The 20,072-nt window shown below is 58.0% G+C and carries 18 protein-coding genes; 7 read left to right on the top strand and 11 right to left on the bottom strand.

The features are described 5' to 3' along the window. Positions 1–198: 198 nt before the first annotated feature. From RY1_RS29365 to RY1_RS30105, 4 genes are read right to left on the bottom strand one after another with little or no spacing between them, the layout of a single operon-like run. A complete protein-coding gene (locus RY1_RS29365; protein ID WP_169914647.1) occupies positions 199–1,125 on the bottom strand; it encodes a nitroreductase family protein in 927 nt (308 codons plus the stop codon). Positions 1,126–1,159: 34 nt separating this feature from the next. After that, on the bottom strand, positions 1,160–2,461 hold the full coding sequence (locus tag RY1_RS10455) for a polysaccharide pyruvyl transferase family protein (RefSeq protein ID WP_084727319.1): 1,302 nt from the start codon (positions 2,459–2,461) through the stop codon (positions 1,160–1,162). Between the two features lie 46 nt (positions 2,462–2,507). Beyond that, positions 2,508–4,001 carry a lipopolysaccharide biosynthesis protein gene (locus tag RY1_RS10450; protein ID WP_072803498.1) on the bottom strand — a complete coding sequence of 498 codons (1,494 nt, stop codon included), beginning with the start codon at positions 3,999–4,001 and terminating at the stop codon, positions 2,508–2,510. A gap of 1 nt (position 4,002) precedes the next feature. After that, positions 4,003–4,743 carry a glycosyltransferase gene (locus tag RY1_RS30105; RefSeq protein WP_245819611.1) on the bottom strand — a complete coding sequence of 247 codons (741 nt, stop codon included), beginning with the start codon at positions 4,741–4,743 and terminating at the stop codon, positions 4,003–4,005. A gap of 62 nt (positions 4,744–4,805) precedes the next feature. Between RY1_RS30105 and RY1_RS30100 the strand changes: the two genes are divergently transcribed. Then, on the top strand, positions 4,806–5,111 hold the full coding sequence (locus tag RY1_RS30100) for a hypothetical protein (protein ID WP_169914643.1): 306 nt from the start codon (positions 4,806–4,808) through the stop codon (positions 5,109–5,111). A 7-nt stretch (positions 5,112–5,118) separates the two neighbouring features. Here the strand turns inward: RY1_RS30100 and RY1_RS10440 are convergent, their stop codons facing one another. The 3 genes from RY1_RS10440 to RY1_RS10430 all read right to left on the bottom strand — a co-directional run bounded on the left by RY1_RS10440 (position 5,119) and on the right by RY1_RS10430 (position 9,567). After that, positions 5,119–6,039: a glycosyltransferase gene (locus tag RY1_RS10440; protein WP_169914642.1), complete on the bottom strand. Its 921-nt coding sequence runs from the start codon at positions 6,037–6,039 to the stop codon at positions 5,119–5,121. A gap of 85 nt (positions 6,040–6,124) precedes the next feature. Continuing rightward, positions 6,125–7,618: a sugar transferase gene (locus RY1_RS10435; protein WP_084727350.1), complete on the bottom strand. Its 1,494-nt coding sequence runs from the start codon at positions 7,616–7,618 to the stop codon at positions 6,125–6,127. Between the two features lie 629 nt (positions 7,619–8,247). Next, positions 8,248–9,567: a UDP-glucose dehydrogenase family protein gene (locus RY1_RS10430; RefSeq protein ID WP_072803495.1), complete on the bottom strand. Its 1,320-nt coding sequence runs from the start codon at positions 9,565–9,567 to the stop codon at positions 8,248–8,250. Between the two features lie 1,047 nt (positions 9,568–10,614). On the opposite strand from RY1_RS10430, the gene RY1_RS10420 reads away from it, so the two are divergent. Continuing rightward, the gene (locus tag RY1_RS10420; protein WP_169914640.1) at positions 10,615–11,400 is read left to right on the top strand and encodes an SGNH/GDSL hydrolase family protein; all 786 of its coding nucleotides are present in this window, start codon (positions 10,615–10,617) and stop codon (positions 11,398–11,400) included. A gap of 650 nt (positions 11,401–12,050) precedes the next feature. Here RY1_RS10420 and RY1_RS10415 read toward each other — a convergent pair. Beyond that, the gene (locus RY1_RS10415; RefSeq protein WP_072803492.1) at positions 12,051–13,688 is read right to left on the bottom strand and encodes a hypothetical protein; all 1,638 of its coding nucleotides are present in this window, start codon (positions 13,686–13,688) and stop codon (positions 12,051–12,053) included. Positions 13,689–14,319: 631 nt separating this feature from the next. After that, complete coding sequence (locus RY1_RS10410) at positions 14,320–14,622, bottom strand: hypothetical protein (protein ID WP_072803491.1); 303 nt, start codon at positions 14,620–14,622, stop codon at positions 14,320–14,322. Between the two features lie 142 nt (positions 14,623–14,764). On the opposite strand from RY1_RS10410, the gene RY1_RS10405 reads away from it, so the two are divergent. Further along, on the top strand, positions 14,765–14,956 hold the full coding sequence (locus RY1_RS10405) for a hypothetical protein (RefSeq protein WP_139279801.1): 192 nt from the start codon (positions 14,765–14,767) through the stop codon (positions 14,954–14,956). 60 nt (positions 14,957–15,016) lie between these two features. Further along, positions 15,017–15,403 carry a hypothetical protein gene (locus tag RY1_RS10400; RefSeq protein WP_072803489.1) on the top strand — a complete coding sequence of 129 codons (387 nt, stop codon included), beginning with the start codon at positions 15,017–15,019 and terminating at the stop codon, positions 15,401–15,403. Positions 15,404–15,804: 401 nt separating this feature from the next. On the opposite strand, the gene RY1_RS10395 is transcribed toward RY1_RS10400, so the two are convergent. Continuing rightward, a complete protein-coding gene (locus RY1_RS10395; protein WP_072803488.1) occupies positions 15,805–16,230 on the bottom strand; it encodes a winged helix-turn-helix transcriptional regulator in 426 nt (141 codons plus the stop codon). Between the two features lie 130 nt (positions 16,231–16,360). Here RY1_RS10395 and RY1_RS10390 point away from each other — a divergent pair, with 130 nt between their 5' ends. Continuing rightward, entirely contained in the window at positions 16,361–17,233 is an 873-nt protein-coding gene (locus tag RY1_RS10390; protein ID WP_072803487.1) for an oxidoreductase, read from the top strand. Positions 17,234–17,300: 67 nt separating this feature from the next. Here RY1_RS10390 and RY1_RS10385 read toward each other — a convergent pair whose 3' ends face one another. Beyond that, entirely contained in the window at positions 17,301–18,500 is a 1,200-nt protein-coding gene (locus RY1_RS10385; protein ID WP_072803486.1) for an MFS transporter, read from the bottom strand. 85 nt (positions 18,501–18,585) lie between these two features. Here RY1_RS10385 and RY1_RS10380 point away from each other — a divergent pair, with 85 nt between their 5' ends. Then, positions 18,586–18,975, top strand: a complete 390-nt coding sequence (locus RY1_RS10380; RefSeq protein WP_072803485.1) for a MerR family transcriptional regulator — start codon at positions 18,586–18,588, stop codon at positions 18,973–18,975. Between the two features lie 294 nt (positions 18,976–19,269). Continuing rightward, positions 19,270–19,989: a hypothetical protein gene (locus tag RY1_RS10375; protein ID WP_139279800.1), complete on the top strand. Its 720-nt coding sequence runs from the start codon at positions 19,270–19,272 to the stop codon at positions 19,987–19,989. Positions 19,990–20,072: the final 83 nt, after the last annotated feature.

Below are 20,072 nucleotides of genomic sequence, written 5' to 3'. Positions count from 1 at the left end.
AAGCGCTTTCACAAAACCAGCTGATGCTGATCCTACGTAGACAGTGCACGCGCCCCTCGACTGAAGAGATCTGAGCATCCTCCTACGCAACACGACATCGCCGAGATTGTCATCTTGCCCGGCGCACCAGTAGAAGATCATTAGCACTCTGGCCTTTCATTTCCGGGATTGAGCTACGAACCTAAGTCTGCTGTCGCATCAGTGGAATCGAGCGATGCCCTCCAAAGGCCGTCTCGATGAACGCGCTCTCTTCGCACCTTCATCTGCGTACCCTATTGCGATCATCACGATGATGTCTTCGACCGCCGGGATATTTCCTTCCTCCCTCAGTGCGCGGCTTCGATCGGCATTGACGGACCAATTCAACATACAACTGGAGAGGCCCAGTGCGTGAAGACCCCATACCAGGCTCATCGCAAAGAGACCACCATCTACCCATCGTTGATTTCTCTCTTCAATGCCCGAGAACAGCCTCCTGTCGACCGTCACTACGGCAACGCACGGAACTTCATCGCGAAACGCAGAATTTCCATTCTGAAGCTTCAACACGTTCAGTACGTCCACGGGATCTGTGTACAAATGTGCCCGCCAGCTCTGCCTGTTGCAGACAGAAGGTGAGTTAGCGGCTAACGCTATCGCATTGTTTAAGATTTCAGCTGGTATCTCACGTGTCCGATCAAAGCTGCGCACGCTTGATCGAGACCCGAAGAATCTTGAAACGTTGTCAACGTCATGGCCGCTCCGAGGAGTGGCAAGCTCGAAATCAAGTCTAGAGTCGCGCTCACCTTCGCGATTCCATAGATTTAATGCTTCAAGTGCCTCTACCGAATATCTAACAAATTCACGACCACCTTCGTCAGTGCTTTCGATTCCATCGAAAGCGAGAAGATTATGCTGAATTCTGTTTGCCACTGCTTCACCGAAGGGGCGTTTGGGAACCCGAAGAGATATGCCCTTTTCGATCCGGTGGTAGTCTTTGGTTAATGTACATTCAAGGTGCACAGGATCCGTGACACCAAATGCGATCCTCTCACTTGGTGCGGCGTCCTTCATGTACTGATACCCGTCAGATGCAAATTCGGAGACTGCTTTTAATTTGCTCGCGAACGCTCGCAGCTTCTTCACTGATGGTGATCTCTTGAGTCTCTTCGATAGCTTCTTAGCCACCATTTGCACGGTCCAATCTTGCATCAGAACTCTGCGGAGCCCTTCCGGGGAAATTCTTATACGCCAGCAATCTTGCCCTCGATCCGTTATCGGCTATTTCGGCCCGTATCGATGGCTCTGCCGAGAAAAACGTCTGCAACGCGTGCTCCAGTCCAGACTCAAGATCTCCTTCACTTGAGACCGTCAGATCCTGGATTTTGAACATCTGCGCCAATCCCTCGACCTTTCCCTGAGTTGCGACTGTAATTGCCGGCGTATCAACTGATAATGCAATGACACTCAGATGCATCCGCCCACTGACGACTAGGTGGCACCTGTCGGCGAGTTGTCTTACTTCCGACGGCCTCAAGAGCTCACTAACCAAATAGAGGTCTTCGATGCGTAGTGCCGCCTGAATCGACCGACATTCGACCAAATCGCTTCCGCCAGGCCGAATCACATGGGGTAAGAGCACCACGAATAGATCGCGGGATTGGAGCGATGAAATAAGGCGTGAGTACGCTTGAACCTGGCTTCCACTGCGTCCCACCAGGCCGCTAGCGTTGACGAGCGCAAAAGATTTTCCAAATGGTATCCGATCAAGTATGTTTAGGACCCTGTCCGATACCATTACACGACTGTCTGCGAAGACGGTATCAGCAACAAGCGATAGATTCTCGACACCCAGACTCTCTAGCCGATTGTAAGAGACTGGATCGCGAGCGAGAATCTTTACACCACTATGCCCACATTCGATCATTGCGGCCCTAGCGCGGCTCGTTGGTTCGCTATTCCAACTAAATCCAAGGATTCTCGAGTCCAACCCCGCCCGTATAGCCACACTTAGCGTTCGATATCGGTTGATCGACGCCAATTCATTGTATGCACCATCCATAATGTCTGCACCGATTACAGAGTACGATGTGCATGTATCGGCGATCTTGTGAAATTTACGCAGATCAATGAGCTGCCTGAACCAACGCCCGTATATCAGATTTGGCATTGCGACGATTGTGAGCCGACTCGAATCATTGGCATCAAATACGAAAGAATCTGAAGCCTTTACGATTACAACAACGTCGCCTTCGACATTCTCAAGAAATGCCTCGACCATTGCTTGGTCACCAATGTTCCCTCGTCCGGGTGGTGGCAACAGTAGGTGTCGGGTAGGCTTTGGCGTGCCAGTGAATGGGCGATTGTCGCGCCATAGATGCTCCAAGACCGAGCTAACTCTGGCAGATCCGTAGGATTCATCCAGAAATTGCCTAGCTCGCCTTAGTGCAGTTCGAAGTAATGTTTTCACTGTTGTCGCCATGTGCCTAATTCCATTTCAACATAAACCGTAGCCAGGCTTGAGGCTTTCACTTTACTGCTCTCTTCCGTATTATTCTCACGATATCTATTACGTCGCGAATATCCGAACGATAAGATTTTGATACAGCGACGGTGAGTGCGAGGCTTGCGAGCATCACGAGGAAACCAACTGAAAGCTCCAATCCGCGTTCTAGAGTGAGCGCCTGTGTAGTCACTGCCCCTACTCCTGCACTAACTCCATATATCACTAGGGTTCGAGCGCCATTCGTCAGCATCTTGTATGCGGGTGCGTCCGTGACGAAATGTATCCACAACAGTCCCAACGGCCAGATCACGGCTAAGCCAGCCGCATATGCTACCGCGACTCCAGTTGCCCCCCAAGGAATTCCTGCGAACAGTATCGCGACTGTTATCACTCGAGAAATAATCGCGTACCGGAAGAGTGCTGCGGTCTTTCCTTTGGACACAAATACCCAGTATGTTGCGTAGCTCGCTGCCTGAAATGTCGCGCCCAATGCCAGAATTCCAAGGAAAGTGGCGCTTTCGGACCAGTTTGCGCCAAGCAACGTTTCAACCACGGCGTTCGAGTGCGCCGCAATGAACATGAATATGGCAACGATGGCCGACATGAGACATAACTGTCCACGTATTATGAATCGATCGTAGCGTATTTTGTCTTCTGAAATACGTGACAGCACTGGGATAGCCACAGAAGATGCAGGCACATTGATCTGATTCAAAGGACTCGTAACCAATTGTGACGCTCGATTGTAGAAGCCTAGCGGTTCGGCGCCGAATTGTCGGCCAATGAGAACTGAGTCCATATTCTTGCTTGCATACTGAAGCAGTTGCGCCCCCATCAAGTTCCAGCCAAACGAGGTTAGGGCTCTCATTCCGTCGCATCGCCGGGGCAACGATGGAAGCCATCGCGAAAATGTAGCGCATAGTAGGAGAATAGCTGCCGACTGAACTACCTGCTGGACAACCATTGACCAATACCCGGCGCCGTTCAGGGCACATGCGATCGCTACGGCAAGCCCAATTGCCTGCGCAGCCACGTCTGCAATTGCTAGTTTTTTGAATTTCATTCCGCGAGCCAGCCCGGCACGAAATTGCGTCGTAATTCCGCTGAGAAGGAACGTAATCGCCAACACCTGTGCTATCGGTTGGATCCTGTGTTCGTCGAAGAAGGTGGCGAGCAGTGGCGCAGCGGCGAAGCACCCGATAGCCAGAAGCGCCCCGATTGTCGTGTTGATCCAAAATAGATTTGACTTCTGCTGTGCGGTGAGATTTTTTGCTTGAATAGCTGCGGACGATAGCCCAAAGTCGCGTAGAACCTCACCAACTCCGACAATAGACACAACCATTGCTACCAGTCCAAAATCTGTTGGGTCCAACAGCCTTGCTAGCAGGACAATGCCACCGAACTGTAGGAAGAATTTCAGACCTTGTCCTGCCAGAGTGACGGCAGCGCCCTTAGCAGCAGAGGCTCCAAGGCTCCGATCCTTCGGTTCTGTGTCGTTAAAGCCCGAGGTAGTCACGTTAAAATGCCTGCCGCTTACCGCGCGCCGCAATGTAGGCTAGATAGTGCTTCTCTTTCACATTGTCCCAGTCTCGCGCTGCTAGATCTGGCTCTGCCGTTCGACCTACAGACCGCACGCTTTGCAGCGCGTTCGAGAGATGATTTTTGGTCAGAGTACCAGAATAAGTTAGTATCCAGTCTCCGCCAACTTCTTTTCTTATCTCCTCGTTGGAGGTGGACTCTGGCACCAGAACGGGTGTCCCTAAGGACAATGCCAACAACAAAGACCCAGAATTGTGCATCTCACGATATGGTAGAACTACGAGCTCAGCACCGCTGATCTCTCTCGCCAATTGTTTGTCAGCCACGAAAGACAACTGTGTACTTATCCGATCGTCGGCGCCCGCCAACTCGGAGACCTGACTTCCCATTTCTTCTGATGCCGGTTTCCCAACAATTTTTAGTCGTGCATCCTCGTCGCAAAGATCACGAAATGCGTTAATCAGTCCGGGCACACCTTTATATTCACGTATAAGACCGAAGTACAAGATGGTTCCACGCCTGCGTCGTGTGTCGACTTGGAAAGTAGTTCGGTCTTTGTAATGCCCATGCAAAATAGTTACTGACTTCTTGGGCCGCGGGATTTCTGTCGTTGTATTCAGCTTGATATATAGGTCAACGGCCCTGTCAGCGCGTTCAAGCAAGCGATTCTCCAGAGCACGACCTGGTTCATGGGGTTGGACATTATGTACGGTCCGCACGATTGTGGTCGACGTCAATTTCCATCGAAGAGTTAAAATCAGGAACAGAACGGATTTGACGAATGATTGAATACGGCCAGATCCCCGGAGGAGATTTTCTGGCCAGTGAATGTGAAAAACGTCGTAGCGAGTCAGTATTGCTCGTCGCCATGAGAATGTTTTGGCAGTCAGTTCGCGAGGTCCAGGATGCAACATGTGGTCCACGTATCGAGTTTTACCGTCAGGTGCCGCTAGCGAATGCACAACCACCAATGGTGCCCGGTGGACTGCCACTTCAGATGGGCGGCTACGGCCTTCGTCAGGACTTGGCATGTATGTCTTCTTTCGCGCTAACTGCTGTGATTGCCCAAAGCTTTTCGGTAGTCTGATTTGGAGTTATACGGAGGACAAATCAGCAGAAGTAATCTTCGTCGTGTACGCCTGGTCAACTGTATATCGATCCGGGTTCTCTAAGTCGAGTTCGAATGCGAGACCTCGTCTGATCAGTTCGGTCGCAATCTGTTGCTGATGCCCGTCTACGTGTTCACTATGATTGGGATCGCGCACTACTATTACTGGTGCGATATTGAGGTCAAGCATTTCCATAACGGTTCCGACGCCTGCGTGAGTGATTACAACATCGGCCTCTGTGGCATTCCGCAAGAACTCCGCTGGCGTGATCTGATCACGTATCTCGCCTGGTAAATCTGTCCGCTTGGTAGCGCCCAACTGCCAAACGACCTCATCGTCAGCCGCGAGAATTTTCAAGACGGCGTCGATTGCTCGGTCAAATCTATATGGTCGAATGCTGCCCACTGTGACAAAGATCTTGCGCGGCCTGCCCAAAATCGGGTTCGGGTTCGACACCCAAGAATCAAGAATCGAACCCTTGTATTTCCAGTTTGAGTCCGACCATGCCTCGTGCTGGGTATATGTTTCGATCCCTGGTATTTTTCCGATGATCGCCCCACTCAGAGACGGCCCGTGCACGCGCGTCACGCTTTCTACGTATACGGTGCGGTAGCGGCAGAGTCTTGCCATTGGTAGTATCGCCGGTGCAATCGCCGCACCAGTGCTAACACAAACGTCAAACATTCCGCGTCGAAGATTTCGCAGCGCCCACAAAGCGGCTTTTGAGGCTGTTACACCGTCCCGCGGAGCAATATAGTCAACATAGTGCACATTCTGTCCGTCCAAGATTTGCTTGGTCTGTGGCGTGTTGAAAGTCAGCCACTTAGAATCGGTGTGTGCCTCGACGGACTTTGCAATTCGATTCAATTGCGCGAAGTGCCCGCCCGAAGATGCGACCCAGAGCACTCTGGATCCCCTCGGGATAATGGACGCCAACGGGTGCGGTTGCAGACTTGACATTAGCAATCCTTCAAAGATCTGGAACGAATCATTAGTAGGCACCGTCACTACCCGCAACGGCTTTTACAGTCTTAGCAATAATCAATAGGTCCCCGACCATCGACCAGTTCTCGACGTACGAGAGATCAAGTCGCACGGTCTCTTCCCATGAAAGGTCGCTGCGCCCACTGACCTGCCAGAGTCCGGTGATGCCAGGCTTCACCAGGAGGCGGCGGCGGACATCTCCGTCGTAGGTCTCCACCTCGCGGCGCAGCGGCGGCCTCGGGCCGACAACACTCATCTCGCGGCGGAGAACGTTCAAGAACTGAGGCAGCTCATCGACACTGAATCGCCGCATGAACTTGCCGACCTTCGTGATCCGAGGATCCTCGCGCATCTTGAACAGCACACCGCCCTCGCTCTCGTTCTGAGCGAGAAGCGCAGAGACCTGCTTGTCCGCATCCTGGACCATGCTGCGGAACTTGATCATGGGGAACGGCTTACCGTCGATCCCCATGCGCTCCGACTTGTAGAACACCGGGCCTCGGCTCGTCAGCTTGATGACGGCTGCCACCACCAGTAGCAGAGGGGAGATCAGCAACAGCACCGCAGACGCGAAGACCATGTCGAAGGCAGTTTTGCTGAAACGTGTCGCACCGTTGTACTGCGGCTTCTCCACGTGAATCAGCGGGAAGCCGGCAACCGGGCGCATCACCAGACGTGGCCCTGCCACATCCACGACACCGGGCGCCACGACCAAGTCGACGTTCTTCTTCTCCAGGTCCCACACCATCTTGCGGATGCCCTTCGCACCCAAGTGCTCGGTAGCGGTCACTGCCACGGTGTCAGCGCCGGATGCCTCGATGGCATCGACAACACTGTGTTCGTCGCCCAGCACTGGTATCTCGAACCCGTCTACAGTTACAGCGCCGTCGCGCTTGACCTCATATCCGGGCAGGCACATACCAACGACGCTGTAGCCGGCGCCAGGGGAACGCTCGAACTGCTTGGCCATCGCCACGGCGGCTTTGCGGCTGCCAACGATGAGCACCGAGGTCTGGTACTGCCCCTTGCTCCTCTTGGCTGCGACACTCTTGCGCCACAGCCAGCGAGTGAGAAGGAGCCCCAGCAAGCCGATGGGCAACGCGATCGCGAGATAGAGGCGTGCGAGCTCGACTCGGAACAGAAGCGAAAGGATGGCGATCACACCGAAGAGCCGGAACGTCGCCGACACGATACGGCGGTACTCCTCGGCACCGCTTCCGATCACTCGCGGCGAGCGGGTGCGGAAGATGGCGAGGAAGGCGATCCACAGCGCAGCCAGCCCGACCGAGACTCCGGAGTACGCGAGGAACGCAGATACCCCGTCGTTCTGAATCTCACCGAAGCGAATGAACTGCGCGACCGTCAGCGCCCCCACAACAACGAGCACATCGGTGACTCTGAGCCTGTCGATGTATTGGCTTTCCCACACGCGCCGAGACGTGAGTCGCCGTACACGCCAGGCTTGCTTGGCCGGAGATTCCTCCCGCGAAGTCTGCTGCACTGATTCCAGTGACGTCACTGACTCCCCCCTCCTCACGATGCTCCGACAGCTTGTGGTCGAAGTTTTGTAGGTTCATTGCGAACCTTCTCCACTCACATCTGCGCTGACGTGAAGAATCGGTCCCCGTGTGCCGTTGACGCCTTTGAATTTTCTCACGATGCCCGCGGTGCCACTAATCAAGTGGGTCACATCACAGCGAGATCACGTAACCCATTCAGGTTTATCACAACGATCACGCGAATAACAGACAGGTTGGAAAAACACCAAACACAATGTCTATCCCCAGCCACTTACCCGCCGTTACACCCGAGCCTGAGCTGGCCAGACGATCGAGCATCACTGTGTCGCAGCATTTTCCTAATGTTCCACCGCTGGCCCCGACGTCGCTGTCCGGGCCGTTAACACCGTAGAAACTATTGATCACGTGCACATCCGTTTAGCACCAAGATTAGTATTGCGCAAAACAATCTTTTGGCCGAAATTTCAATGGCTAACCAACTTTACAACGAAAAATCTCGACCTTGCCACTTGGACTGCGAACAGAATCATTCACGTGAATGACAGTAGTTTTTTCAATCACCGACGCGTGAGGCGAGTGCTGTACCGGCGAATCTAGGGCGGTGCGACTTTTATGGACGTCCAAGCCCGCGGTAGGTCCAGCCAGCAGCACGCCATTGCACCGGATCGAGGCAGTTTCGGCCGTCGATCAAGGTTTTTGCCCGTACCACACCGTCCAGATCCGACGGCACCAGTGCCTTGAACTCTTTCCACTCCGTAAGCACCAACACCACGTCAGCGCCTTCACAGGCCTCCAACGTGGATCCGGCATAGCCGAGTGTTGGGAAAAGAGCTCGCGAATTGTCCATCGCCTTCGGGTCGTACACATTGACCGCGGCGCCCTGCAACTGAATCTGACCTGCGACGTTGAGGGCAGGAGAGTCCCGCACGTCGTCGGAATCCGGCTTGAACGCCGCACCCAGCACTGCAACTCTCGCACCGAGAAGCGACCCGCATGCCTCACGCGCCAGCTCGACCATCCGAGTGCGCCGTCGCATGTTGATGTTGTCGACCTCGCGGAGGAACGTCAGCGCCTGGTCAGCACCGAGCTCACCGGCTCGAGCCATGAACGCACGGATGTCCTTGGGCAGACACCCGCCGCCGAAACCGATACCAGCGTTAAGAAACTTGCGTCCGATGCGCTCGTCGTGACCGATGGCGTCGGCCAGTATCTTGACGTCTGCTCCAGAGGCCTCACAGACCTCGGCGATGGCGTTAATGAACGAGATCTTGGTTGCGAGAAATGCATTGGCCGATGCTTTGACCAGCTCGGCAGTTGCGAGATCGGTGACGACAAACGGAATCTGCTCTTCGAGCAGCTGCGCGTACACCTCACGAGCCACTGCCTCGGCGCGCCCTGGCCTATCACGGTCGACACCGAGCACTAGACGATCCGGATGCAAAGTGTCCTTCACGGCGAAGCCTTCTCGAAGAAACTCAGGATTCCACGCGACCTCGACGTCCGCGCCCGCAGGAGCGAGCTCCCGAGCCAGCGCGCCCAGCCGAGCCGCAGTCCCGACCGGAACCGTCGACTTACCGAAGATGACCGCAGGGGTAGTGAGCAGCGGCGCAAGTGTCTCGACGACGGCGTCGACGTACTTCATGTCCGCGGCGAACTCGCCCTTCTTCTGCGGCGTTCCAACACCGAGAAAGTGCACGTCAGCGAACTCGGCAGCTTCCTCATAGGATGCCGTGAACCGCAGCCGGCCCGCGGCGATGTTGCGCTGCAGAACCTCTTCCAAACCCGGCTCGTAGAACGGGACCTCACCGGCCTCGAGCTTGGCGAGCTTGGCAGGATCTACGTCGACTCCCAGTACCTCGTGGCCCAACTCGGCCATACACGCGGCATGGGTGGCACCGAGGTACCCCGTACCGAACACTGTGATTCGCATGATGTGCCTTTATCCCCCGACTGGAATTTGACCCATTGATGAAAAATTAAAGTTCCAACGAATTAGATACTAGAGCCAATCGCAGACAGCGGCTCACTGCTGAGTGACCTTTCATGCCAACAGAACCGGGAGTTCACCACTACTCGTCATTTAAATGAATGACGATCAACCAACAACTAGCTGGAAGCAAGCCCAATACCCAATCTTAACTTCCGAGTATGACGTAAGACACACGCTCAGCTCGAGCTCGCTCGAGCGCCAGAAGTCCACCGCAACTTCTGCTGATCGGCGCACCGCGCCAGTTACCTTCCAGCTTTGGCGAGACTAAGGGTGCGGCGCACGATGGCAATAAGGACGTTGCAACGTCTGTCCAGAATCGAACTAGGCTGCGCCGACAACGCGTTGAGCGAGAGCCTGGCGGACAGCTGCGCTGACGGGCGTCGCTTCTTCGCGTGTACACCCGATTCGGACGCTTCAGACATTCAGCCAATTGTCGTAACAAGTACCACAAAACATGCGAATATATTATTTGTGTTGAAAAAACGGGGTGTCCGGTGCTATCTCGGTTCCCATCGATGGGTCTCTACCGACGTTCGGACTATCCATTGGCTGCATCAGGGCGAAGTGCTCGACGCCCAGATCCGGTATCGAAGCTGCAGAACCTGTGGACAACTTCAACGCCAAGACTTCTGGTCGGGCCGCTACCTTGACATCGATACGCCACATCAGTTCGAGCCGAATCCAGGCTTTCCGCCCGACCTCGAATAGCTGGTCACTGCCGAAATACTGCCCGCCAGCGGTGCTGAGCCAGAGACCTCACCCGGAATTGGTCAACATCGACGCGACGGAATGGGTCGTCTCTGTGAGCGAATCGCGGTCGCGTCGCGCTCCGTCGAGCTTGACAGCCCTGGTCAAACCTGCTTGATTCCGGTTTCACCGTCGAGATATCATCTGACTGTCAGAGAACAGATGTCGCTGCGGATGCCGCCGCGTTCTCTTTCGTTCCTGGTACGGCGACGGCCAGAGCGGTACGGCATGATGCACCAAGTGACCACTCTCCGCCACCTCCGCTCCAACCGCTGGGTGCAACTGGGGCTCATCTGCCTGGCGCTCCTGCTCATCGTGGTCGGAGCTGGAGGAGCCTATTGGTATCTCGAAAGTCGCGAGCCACCGCGCGACGAAGCAATCGGGGGCATCCCACTTCAGTTCGCCGGTCCTCTGCAGGTACTGCGCGCACCAGACGGACAGCCCACAACGGTCACGTTCATCGGTGACTCGATCTCGAACGGCTGGGCCGCAACCACTTACGAGGACAGCTACATTCCCAAGACCATCGCAACATGGAATTCAGGTGGTCCGACAGTCGCGAAGGTCGACGCGGTCTCGGGTAAGAAACTGTGGGAAGTCGGCAAGTACGCCGCCATCGACCCTGCCTCCCAGCTCGTCGTGATTGAACTGGGAACCAATGACGTCCGATTCGGCGACGAGACTGAGCCTTCCGAGTTCCGCCGCCAGTACGGTGCGCTCGTCCGACGCGTGAAGTCGGAGGCCCCCGACGCAGCGATCGTGTGCCTAGGAACTTGGCGCCCCAGCAGCAAGGCGCGTGAATACGACGGACAGATCGCAGCGGCCTGCGACGCAGACAAGTCGCGGTTTCTTAAGCTCACGGACATTTACGAGAACACGAACTCGCGTGGTCCGTCAGGTCGACCGGTGTTCCTGAGCAACGACGGTACAGGGGACAATTTTCACCCAAACGATCTCGGGTACACCGCCATAATGCAACGCATCACAGACAGCGTCGTGTTCAAACCTCACAGCAATGCCGGGTGAAAGGCGACCCACTCGCTTATTCGACGCAAGAATCGGTGCTTGCTCAGCAGTACACAAGTTCCGGATCGAGAATCACCGGGCCAAGCGACTAGGGCGAAAATGGAGCTGTCGTCATCGATATGCTGCACGCTGTGGCTTGCCCTGTTCAGGAGTGGCTGCTGCCGATCAGGACTTCGTACAGGTCGACCTCCGGTCGGCTCGCGTCGACGACACGCAAGGGATCATATGGATGTATCGCGGCGGACGCTGCAGTGTCGGCAGTACCGTCCATGTGCGGACGCTTGGTGCAGTCCCATTAGCGACGAGGCAAATTCATCGGGTCGTGAAAGGCAGCTACCGCGCTCACAGCCGAGTGGTCCGCGGCCTCGACTGCGTTAGCGAGGTGCTGGACAACGGGTCACTTCGCCGTAGACGTCTGATAGCCGCCTGCTAGAAGGTCAGCACACTCGCCTCGACGATGAAGCTGGCGCGTTGGGAGGCAACTGCGAAGATTAGGCACAACAACGGCGCGGACTCCGCCGTTGACCGAGCGAGCGGGATGATCTGGCCTACGTCGATCGATCTATCGAACTGTGCGTGCTGGGAGGATATGCTATGCGCCTTCGACGGCTGACAGACGAAAAATGTTTCGGCCCTGGCCCTTTCGAGTGCTAGTCGAGAAGGCGCCAATACGTTCCGTCGAAGACGAGAGTGCGCGTCTGACGATGTGTGAGAATCGCGCCACCACCCGCCCATTGCGTGCCCTTGCTGGACGAGTTTTCGACTGTCAGTGTTCGAGCGGGAAAGGATGTGTTCTGGTAGTAGATCGACAACTGCTGTCCAAGGTGATTGCCCGGATCAAGAATTCCGAACAGGAGGTCGATGTCAGTTGCGGCCGCGATCCGGACAAAGATGGAGTCGTCCATCAATGACGTCAACGGGTATCGGCTGGCGGCGTCAGAGTGCGTACGGCTGATGTACTTCGACCTCGCCCTTCCGTCGAACCGTGACCAGCTGTAGGCCAGGTCGGAGTAGACGCCACCGAACGGGCTCGTCGATGACAGGTATGTGTCGGCGACGAGGGATCGCACGTGACACACTGGAGATCCGACTCCGTTGACCACCGTAAGCAGTCGCGTGTCCACGTCGGAAGTATCGCGAAACCGAAGAACCTCGCTCTGAAAGGTGGAGGTCCCGTCGTTGATTTGAACTGCCCTCAGGGATACCCCAGCAGTGTTCTCGCGGTAATCAAGCGTCCCATCCATCGTGACGACTGCATTACTGAGTTCGATGGGGGCGGACCCGTCTGGCACGGTGGATGGCAGCACTATGTGTGGGTTGCCCACTACCCGCACTGTCGCGTTGATCGCGTGGAGAAACTTCGCAGCGCCCTGGCACCTACCCCCGTCGATCGTGGCTATGAGCTTGTTGGTACGCACTCCCACCATCGGGTCGGTCGCGCCGGTGTGGTTGGAGATGGTGATAGCCGCCGCCCCAGTGTCTGCATCCTTCTCGATCGTTGGGTTGATGATGCTGATTCCGAAAGTCTGACCGCCTTGAGTGTCTGTGATGAGACGAAAGTCGCGAGGGTTGTTACGCGATACACAGTCGATGAATTGATGATTGCGCCCGCGGATCCCGAACCCTGACGACCGCCCACCTTGAGCAACTACGTTCCTGAAGATGTGCCCTTCACCGCACTGGTGGGGAGAGATTGCGTCGGAGGATGAACCGACCACGACCATGCCGTCTATCATCGCGCGGTACGAGCGCCCGTAGCTCTCGGGACCGCCAGCGCCTGCCTTGATACGAGGGCCGATGTCCGTCCATCCGTGGCGCACGTTCTGAACGTAGCCAGCACCGATGTATCCCATCTCCGATGCGTTGTCAGCGAATGCGTAACCGAGCTGGTCGGTGGCCGGGTTGTCGACAAGGTTGCACACCTCGTAGTCGTCGATCTTGTGGTTCAGGCATGATTTGATCTGGACGCCCATCGAGGAACCGCGCACGATGGTGAAGCCACGCAGTCGGGGACTGATCAGGGAGTCGAGCTTTATGAGCGTGTTCTTCCACTTCTCTGTGAATGCGGCCTCGACGGTGTCGATGGTGAAGCGTCCTGTTACCTCTATAGGCAAATCGGCAAGAACTGCGATACGCACGTTGGAGGTGTACGAATCGCGTAGTCGCTGAGTCAGCGTTACGGAGGTGGACGTAACGGAGTCGATGACCGCGAACTGTCCGTTCCGGTCTTCGGTGACATCGTCCGTCAATCGCCGCTCGGGGATGGTGTCGTCCGCGAAGACAAACACCCGGTCACCGGGCTTGAAGCATGTCGATGCTGCGGAGACAGACAATACGTGCGCGGCGACGGGTTCACCTGAGGATGCCTGGTTAAACGTGGTATTTGTGACCGCCGAGACCGTACGAGTGGAGCCCCATGCACCGAGCATGCAGATGACCGGGGCGGCCATGGTCTGGACGAGAAGCGGGTTGTCACAAACGACCCGGAACGACTTACCTGCATTGCGAAGGCATGGGTCGTTGTAGGTTCCGGGCGGAATAAAGAGTGTGCCGCCCCGTGCGGGCAACGCGTTCACGGCAGCTTCGAACGCTGCTCGCTCGCTGACAACCCCAAGACCGGTAGCTCCGTAATCGCGCACATTCACCATCAGCTCACCCTTGCCTACGGCACTGATGACTGTGCACGCAGTAGGGGTCCCCAACATTCAAGACTTCCTCTGCCAACTGTGGTCGCATCAGTCAAGCCAACGACGGTGAAGATTCTGCCACCAACGGTGATGGTTCACAGGGTCTTCGGTGGCGTCGAACTGTTGACGCGTGGTTCGGCTGATGTTTGGACGGCAGGCTTGTCGTTCGGAGGAGTCCCGTCTGCCTGTTGTATACGCAGTCGATGCCCGGCAAACGCGGAGATAACTCGCGTTATGCGCCCGATTGGATCGCCACAAGGAGAGACAAGAGGGCGGCTGCGAGTGAAGTAACCAGCGTGACCCCTGGGGCCAGATATCCGACCACGCTGGGCTTCATCGCGGAGAGGACTGTCCGCTCGTTGTACGTGCCCGGCGCGACTGGGTTTGGGCTGTCGAACGAATCACGGTTGCCGTCGATTGCAAAATCCTGTCGTTCCAGCGCACCGATCTGATTTCTGGATTGACGAAGTTCCACAAGGGTGTAACCCCCCGACAGTGCCGCCAAGACGGTAAGAACGAAGATCGCGATATTCATTCCTCGCAAGCTACGGGGAGCCCCGCAGTCGTAGCAGTCATTCGACTGGATGAACGGGTCGGCAACAAGATCATCCGTCAGGCACAATGCTGCGCATGGCTAAACGACGATGGGGGACGAAGACACAGGCAATCGTTGGACGGTGATCGCGGCAGTCACGGTCGTCGCGGTCGCAGGAGGATTGCTCGACGCCCACAACCGCACCGCGAACGCTGCCAGCGACAGCCCCTCGGCGTACGTCATCCCCAAAACTGCGGCCTCGAACTACCTCCCGGTGTCGATCCTCGGCGACTCGTACTCGGTCGGCGTGGGTGCGGACAATCTCATCGGCTGATCGAAGACCATCACCCGCCAACTCTGCTGGCGCACCAACGTCGTCGGCGAATCAGGAACCGTGTATGTCAACGACGGACCGGAGGGATCGCACTCGTTCACCGACGAGACCCGGACCAAGGCAGCCACCGCCACGAAACCGAATCTGATCATCGTGCAAGGCCAGCACGAACGACGCTGGTCAACCTGGCATCGGCGAGGCAGCCGCAGCGACGTTCGCCGAGCTGCAGGCGCAGGCACCGCAGGCGCGGATCGTGGCGGTCGGGCCGATCTACGCGCCGAAGGTCGACCCGACCGCACCGACCGTGCGCGAGACGACGTGCGCGGAGCTGCCGAGCGTGCAGGCGTGACGTTCATCGACCCACTGTCCGAAGGCTGGCTTTCGGACCCCGACCCTGTACACCTCGGACGGTATCCATCCGAACCGAGAGGGCCCAGTTGCCGATGACATTCGGGAGATCACGCAGCGGGTCGAATCCGTCGAGGCGGGATTCACCGCCGAAGTCGCGCATGTACCCCATGTCAGACCACCGTTCGGATGATGATGTCGTCGATCTCGCCGTTGGCGTCGAAGACTATGTCCGCGGCCTTCGTTGTGATGGGTTGGTCCGTGGTATCGATCACCCGAGCGGCCAGGGAAACGGGTGCATAATGTGTGTCGAGTTCTCATCGCGAGTTCGCTCGCCACAGGCGACAGGACCGCCGAGGGTGGATCTCAATGCGGGAAGCAAGTTTCCTCGGTAGGCACCTCTCGTCGTCAGTTGCGAGACCGCGACGAAGCAATCAGTGGCCTGCGGCGCCTTCTTGCCGTGAGCGCAGGGGTCATGCCCTGCAGAAATAAGGCCGTCGTCAGCGGCCACCGTCATAGTGCTCGCGATTGGCGTGAACGGCGTCCATATTGTCTTGTGCCCAGGTTCTGAGAAGGCGGGCGGTTCGATGGAGCGACAGGCCGAGTTCGGTGAGCGCGTAGTCCACCGTGACCGGCACGGTCGGTGTGACAGCCCGCGTGATCAATCCATCTCTTTCCAAGGATCGAAGGGTCTGGGTAAGCATCTTTTCGCTCACGCCCGCGATGATGCGCGATAGCTCCGAATAGCGAAGGGTAGTCGGCTCTCCCGTACCGTCCGGGCCATCACCACCCAAAGCGCACAAGACCAGCACAACCCACTTGTCGGAGATCCGATCCAACAGTTGACGGCTCGGACACGCCGCCAGCAGCGCGTTGTAGGAGTTCTTGCGTTCATCTCGTCTCTGGGCAGCGGTGGACGTGGCCACAACGAATTCCTTTCGATCAGGGGGGTAACGCACTCTCGAGTGCGTACTTCCCACTGGAGAGTTGCTCTCCCATGCTTGTACAAGCCGAGCTGAAACACCACCCGGCAGTCAGACAAGGAAGGCAAACTCGATGACCAAGAACCTGACCTCACTTCCCGGCGGCACCCGGAACCTGGGCAACCGCGACGTCGCCCGTTTCGGGTACGGGGCCATGCAGCTCTCCGGGCCCTGGGTCATGGGCCCTCCGAACGATCACGACGGTGCAATCGCAGTCTTGCGCGAGGCAGTCGAGCTCGGCATCACCCACATCGACACCAGCGGTGCATATGGCCCCCACCTGACCAATCAACTCATCCGTGAAGCCCTGCACCCCTATGCGGACTCGTTGTTGATCGCGACCAAGGTCGGCGCTGACCGCGACAGCGCGGGCGGCTGGCCCACGGCTCGCACTCCCGACGATCTCCGCAGGCAGGTGTACGAGAACCTCGATACGCTGGGTGTGGAGCGTCTGGATCTGGTGAACATGCGTATGGGGGATGCCACTGGGCCGCAACCCGGTTCGATCATCGAGGCCATGGAAACTCTCGCCGAACTCCAGCAACGCGGATTGATCGATCAGCTCGGAGTCAGCAATGTCACCGCCGATCAAGTCACCGAAGCCCGCACGGTCGCACCCATTGCGTGCGTGCAGAACATGTACAACCTCGCCAACCGATGGGACGACCAACTGATCGACCACCTCGCCACCGACGGCATCGCCTACGTACCGTTCTTCCCTCTGGGTGGATTCACACCTCTGCAAGCAGACGCGCTCTCCTCTGTCGCAACGAGACTCGACGCGACGCCGATGGCCATCGCTCTTGCCTGGTTACTACGGCGATCGGACAACATTCTTCTCATCCCGGGCACGTCCAAGATCGAGCACCTGCGAGAGAACATCACAGGGGCGACAGTTGCACTGTCCGTGCACGACATCGAGGAACTCGACAGCATCGGCCGCTGACCTCGTCAGCCCAACCTCCGGCCAATCCACCACCAGTGCGCGACCACGCCCACCGAGCCGACGCGCCTCAGGGCGTGGATGACCGAGCCTCTCGGCCGCCGCTGCGGCGGCTCTCCCACAGAACGCATCCGAGCGTCGGGACCAGAATCACCAGAGCTGCCCACGGCAGCGACCGAGGGCCGGAATGGCTCAGCAGCACACCGCCGACCACGCCGCCGACCGCCATTGCCGCATTCCACAGCGTCACCAACAGTGCTTGGGCTTGGTCGGCGGACGACCCGCCCGCGATACCGGCGGCAGTCTGCAGCAACGTCGGAGCCCCGCCCCACGCCATTCCCCACAGGATCAGCGCGGCATACAGCACGATCGGCGAGCGCCCCGCAATCGCCAACGCCGTCGCCGCCACTGCGAACAAGACGGTCGACGCGATCATGAGCACGCAGAGGCGTCGATCGATCGTGGACCCGACCAGCCAGATACTGCCCAGGCACGCGACGCCGAACACCAACAACGCCACGTCCACATGTCCTCCGAACCCGACGCTGTCGAGGAACGGCGCAATGTAGGTATAGAAGATCGTGTGCGCCAGCACGTACGCGAATGTCACGAACAGCACCGCACCGACGCCGGGGATCGCGAGTGTGCGCACCACCGCCGCACGTGCCCTGACGTCGCTGCCGGGGAAGTCCGGCACCAACAGCGCAACCCAGCCGATGAGAACGACGGCAACAGCCGTCATCACCCAGAATGCGACGCGCCAACCGAATTCGTTGCCGACGTACGTGCCCGCGGGCACCCCGAGCGCCAGCGCGACGGGAATTCCCGCCATGGCCACCGCGATGGCCCGCCCCTGAAGATGCACGGGCACAAGGCGTCGCGCATATCCCGCCAGCAGTGCCCACGCCACACCGGCGGCCATCCCTGCCACGAAACGCGCTGCCATCGTCACCTCGTATATCGATGACACCGCGGTCACCGAGTTCGCGGCGGCGAAACCGATGATGGACATCTGCAGCAACACCTTTCGGCGCCACCGTACGGTGGCTGCAGTGAGCGGAATGGTCGTCAGGGCAGTTCCGATGGCGTACACGGTGATCGTCTGGCCAGCAGCAGACTCGCCGACGCCCAGCGATGCGCTCATCTTCGGCAGCAGGCCGGCGGGGAGAGTCTCGGTCAGACTCGTGACGAACACCGCGGTGGCGAGCGCGAGGAGCGCGAGCATCGGCAGCCGGTCGGTGCGGGGTTCCAATTCCGAAAGGCGATTCATGCACCTATGCTCAAACCCTGACACTAATGTGAGGGTCAAGCACTCGGCCGATACGGCCGTAGCGGCCCAGGTCGGGAGGGGTTCGATGCGCATCGGGGAACTGGCACACGCGTCGGGAACATCGGTGCGCCTGCTGCGGTACTACGAGGAACGCGAGCTGATCGCGTCGACCAGAAGAGCCAACGGCTACCGCGAGTACGACGACAGATTCGTCGATCGGGTGATCCAGATCCGCGGCCTCCTCGATGCGGGGCTGCCTACGCGCATCATCAAGCAGATCCTGCCGTGCCTCGACAAGCCTCGCATCATTCACTTCAGTGATGCGACGCCGGACATGATCGCGACGCTGGAGCACGAGCGTGATCGCATGGACGAGCGCGCCAGGAACATCATCCGCAACCGCGACGCGATTGCGTCGTACCTCGACGAAGTCCTGGCCATCGCTCGGAGCGGCCCACCCACTTCCGAGGCGTAGGGGCTACTTCCCTCCCCGGAACCGGACCGAAAGTCCATGAACCAGAGCCGGTTCGAGCGCTGCGATTTTTACTGTTGACGACAAGAAACAACAAACTCGCCACCCGGTTGTGAAATGTCATCAATTCGCAAGATCCACTTCTGACATTTCGTTCGCTCACCTAACGTCTCCCTCGGGTGCCGATCGCTCGACAGGAATCGGCTACCCACCTCGGACACGGACGTTCGATCGATGCCGCTCAACCGTGCAACAACTCGACCGTCCTCCACCACAACGAATTTCGGAGGAGCACGCATGAGACTGCGCAACAAGATGACCGTGACGATGACGGCTCTGGCGTCGAGCGTCGCGCTCGCAACCATGATCGCAACGCCGGCCAACGCAGCCGACACGTTGGGCATCACGTTCCAGGCCGATACGACGACCGTCATCGCCAAGACGGGACAGCCGGTGGTGTTCCCGACGACCGATCTGTCCACCGACGTCGATCTGGCCGGCGGGTCCGTGAGCGGGTCGCTGGTGCTGCCGCAGGCGTCGGCCGACCTGAAACTCGGGCCGGTGACGCTGGCCAACTTCGACATCTCGATCGTCGACCCGACGCCCGTCTCGGGCAGCATCGCCCTGGGCGGCACCGACGAGGTTCCGACCCTCGATCTCGATGTGCAACAGAGTTTCAGAATTCGAATCGACTCCGTCAAGCCGCTCGGAATCGACACGGGCTCGGCCGGGTCGTCGGCGATCGATCTGATCCCCGTGGGCAGCAACTGCATCACCGAACCCACCACAGCCGATCTCAGTGGTTCGATCGACGCCATCGAACTGATCGGCAACAACGCCGCCGACGCCCACGTCACCGGCAGCTACACCATTCCGCAGTTCCAGAACTGCGGCGCTTTCACCCCGGTGCTCAACGCCATCATCGCGGGCCCGAACAACACCCTTGACGTGCACCTGACCAACCCCGTCTTCGACATCGGCGATCAGGCCGAGCTCTCCGCCACGCTCGCGAAATAGGCCCGACCGCGGGTGATGCCGCTGTGTTCGTCTCCGCCGCAGCAGTACTGGCGCCGACGAACACAGCTGTATCGGCTGTCAAG

The organism is Rhodococcus yunnanensis NBRC 103083, from assembly GCF_001895005.1.
Lineage (GTDB): Bacteria > Actinomycetota > Actinomycetes > Mycobacteriales > Mycobacteriaceae > Rhodococcoides > Rhodococcoides yunnanense.
This window is presented reverse-complemented; position numbering and strand designations above follow the sequence as displayed.

Bases quoted from the DNA above. Each gene is read 5' to 3' on its own strand.
- RY1_RS10455 (WP_084727319.1), bottom strand. From the start codon at position 2,461: ATGGCGACAACAGTGAAAACATTACTTCGAACTGCACTAAGGCGAGCT.
- RY1_RS30100 (WP_169914643.1), top strand. From the start codon at position 4,806: ATGATTGAATACGGCCAGATCCCCGGAGGAGATTTTCTGGCCAGTGAA.
- RY1_RS10430 (WP_072803495.1), bottom strand. From the start codon at position 9,567: ATGCGAATCACAGTGTTCGGTACGGGGTACCTCGGTGCCACCCATGCC.
- RY1_RS10410 (WP_072803491.1), bottom strand. From the start codon at position 14,622: ATGAATATCGCGATCTTCGTTCTTACCGTCTTGGCGGCACTGTCGGGG.
- RY1_RS10390 (WP_072803487.1), top strand. From the start codon at position 16,361: ATGACCAAGAACCTGACCTCACTTCCCGGCGGCACCCGGAACCTGGGC.
- RY1_RS10385 (WP_072803486.1), bottom strand. From the start codon at position 18,500: ATGAATCGCCTTTCGGAATTGGAACCCCGCACCGACCGGCTGCCGATG.
- RY1_RS10380 (WP_072803485.1), top strand. From the start codon at position 18,586: ATGCGCATCGGGGAACTGGCACACGCGTCGGGAACATCGGTGCGCCTG.
- RY1_RS10375 (WP_139279800.1), top strand. From the start codon at position 19,270: ATGAGACTGCGCAACAAGATGACCGTGACGATGACGGCTCTGGCGTCG.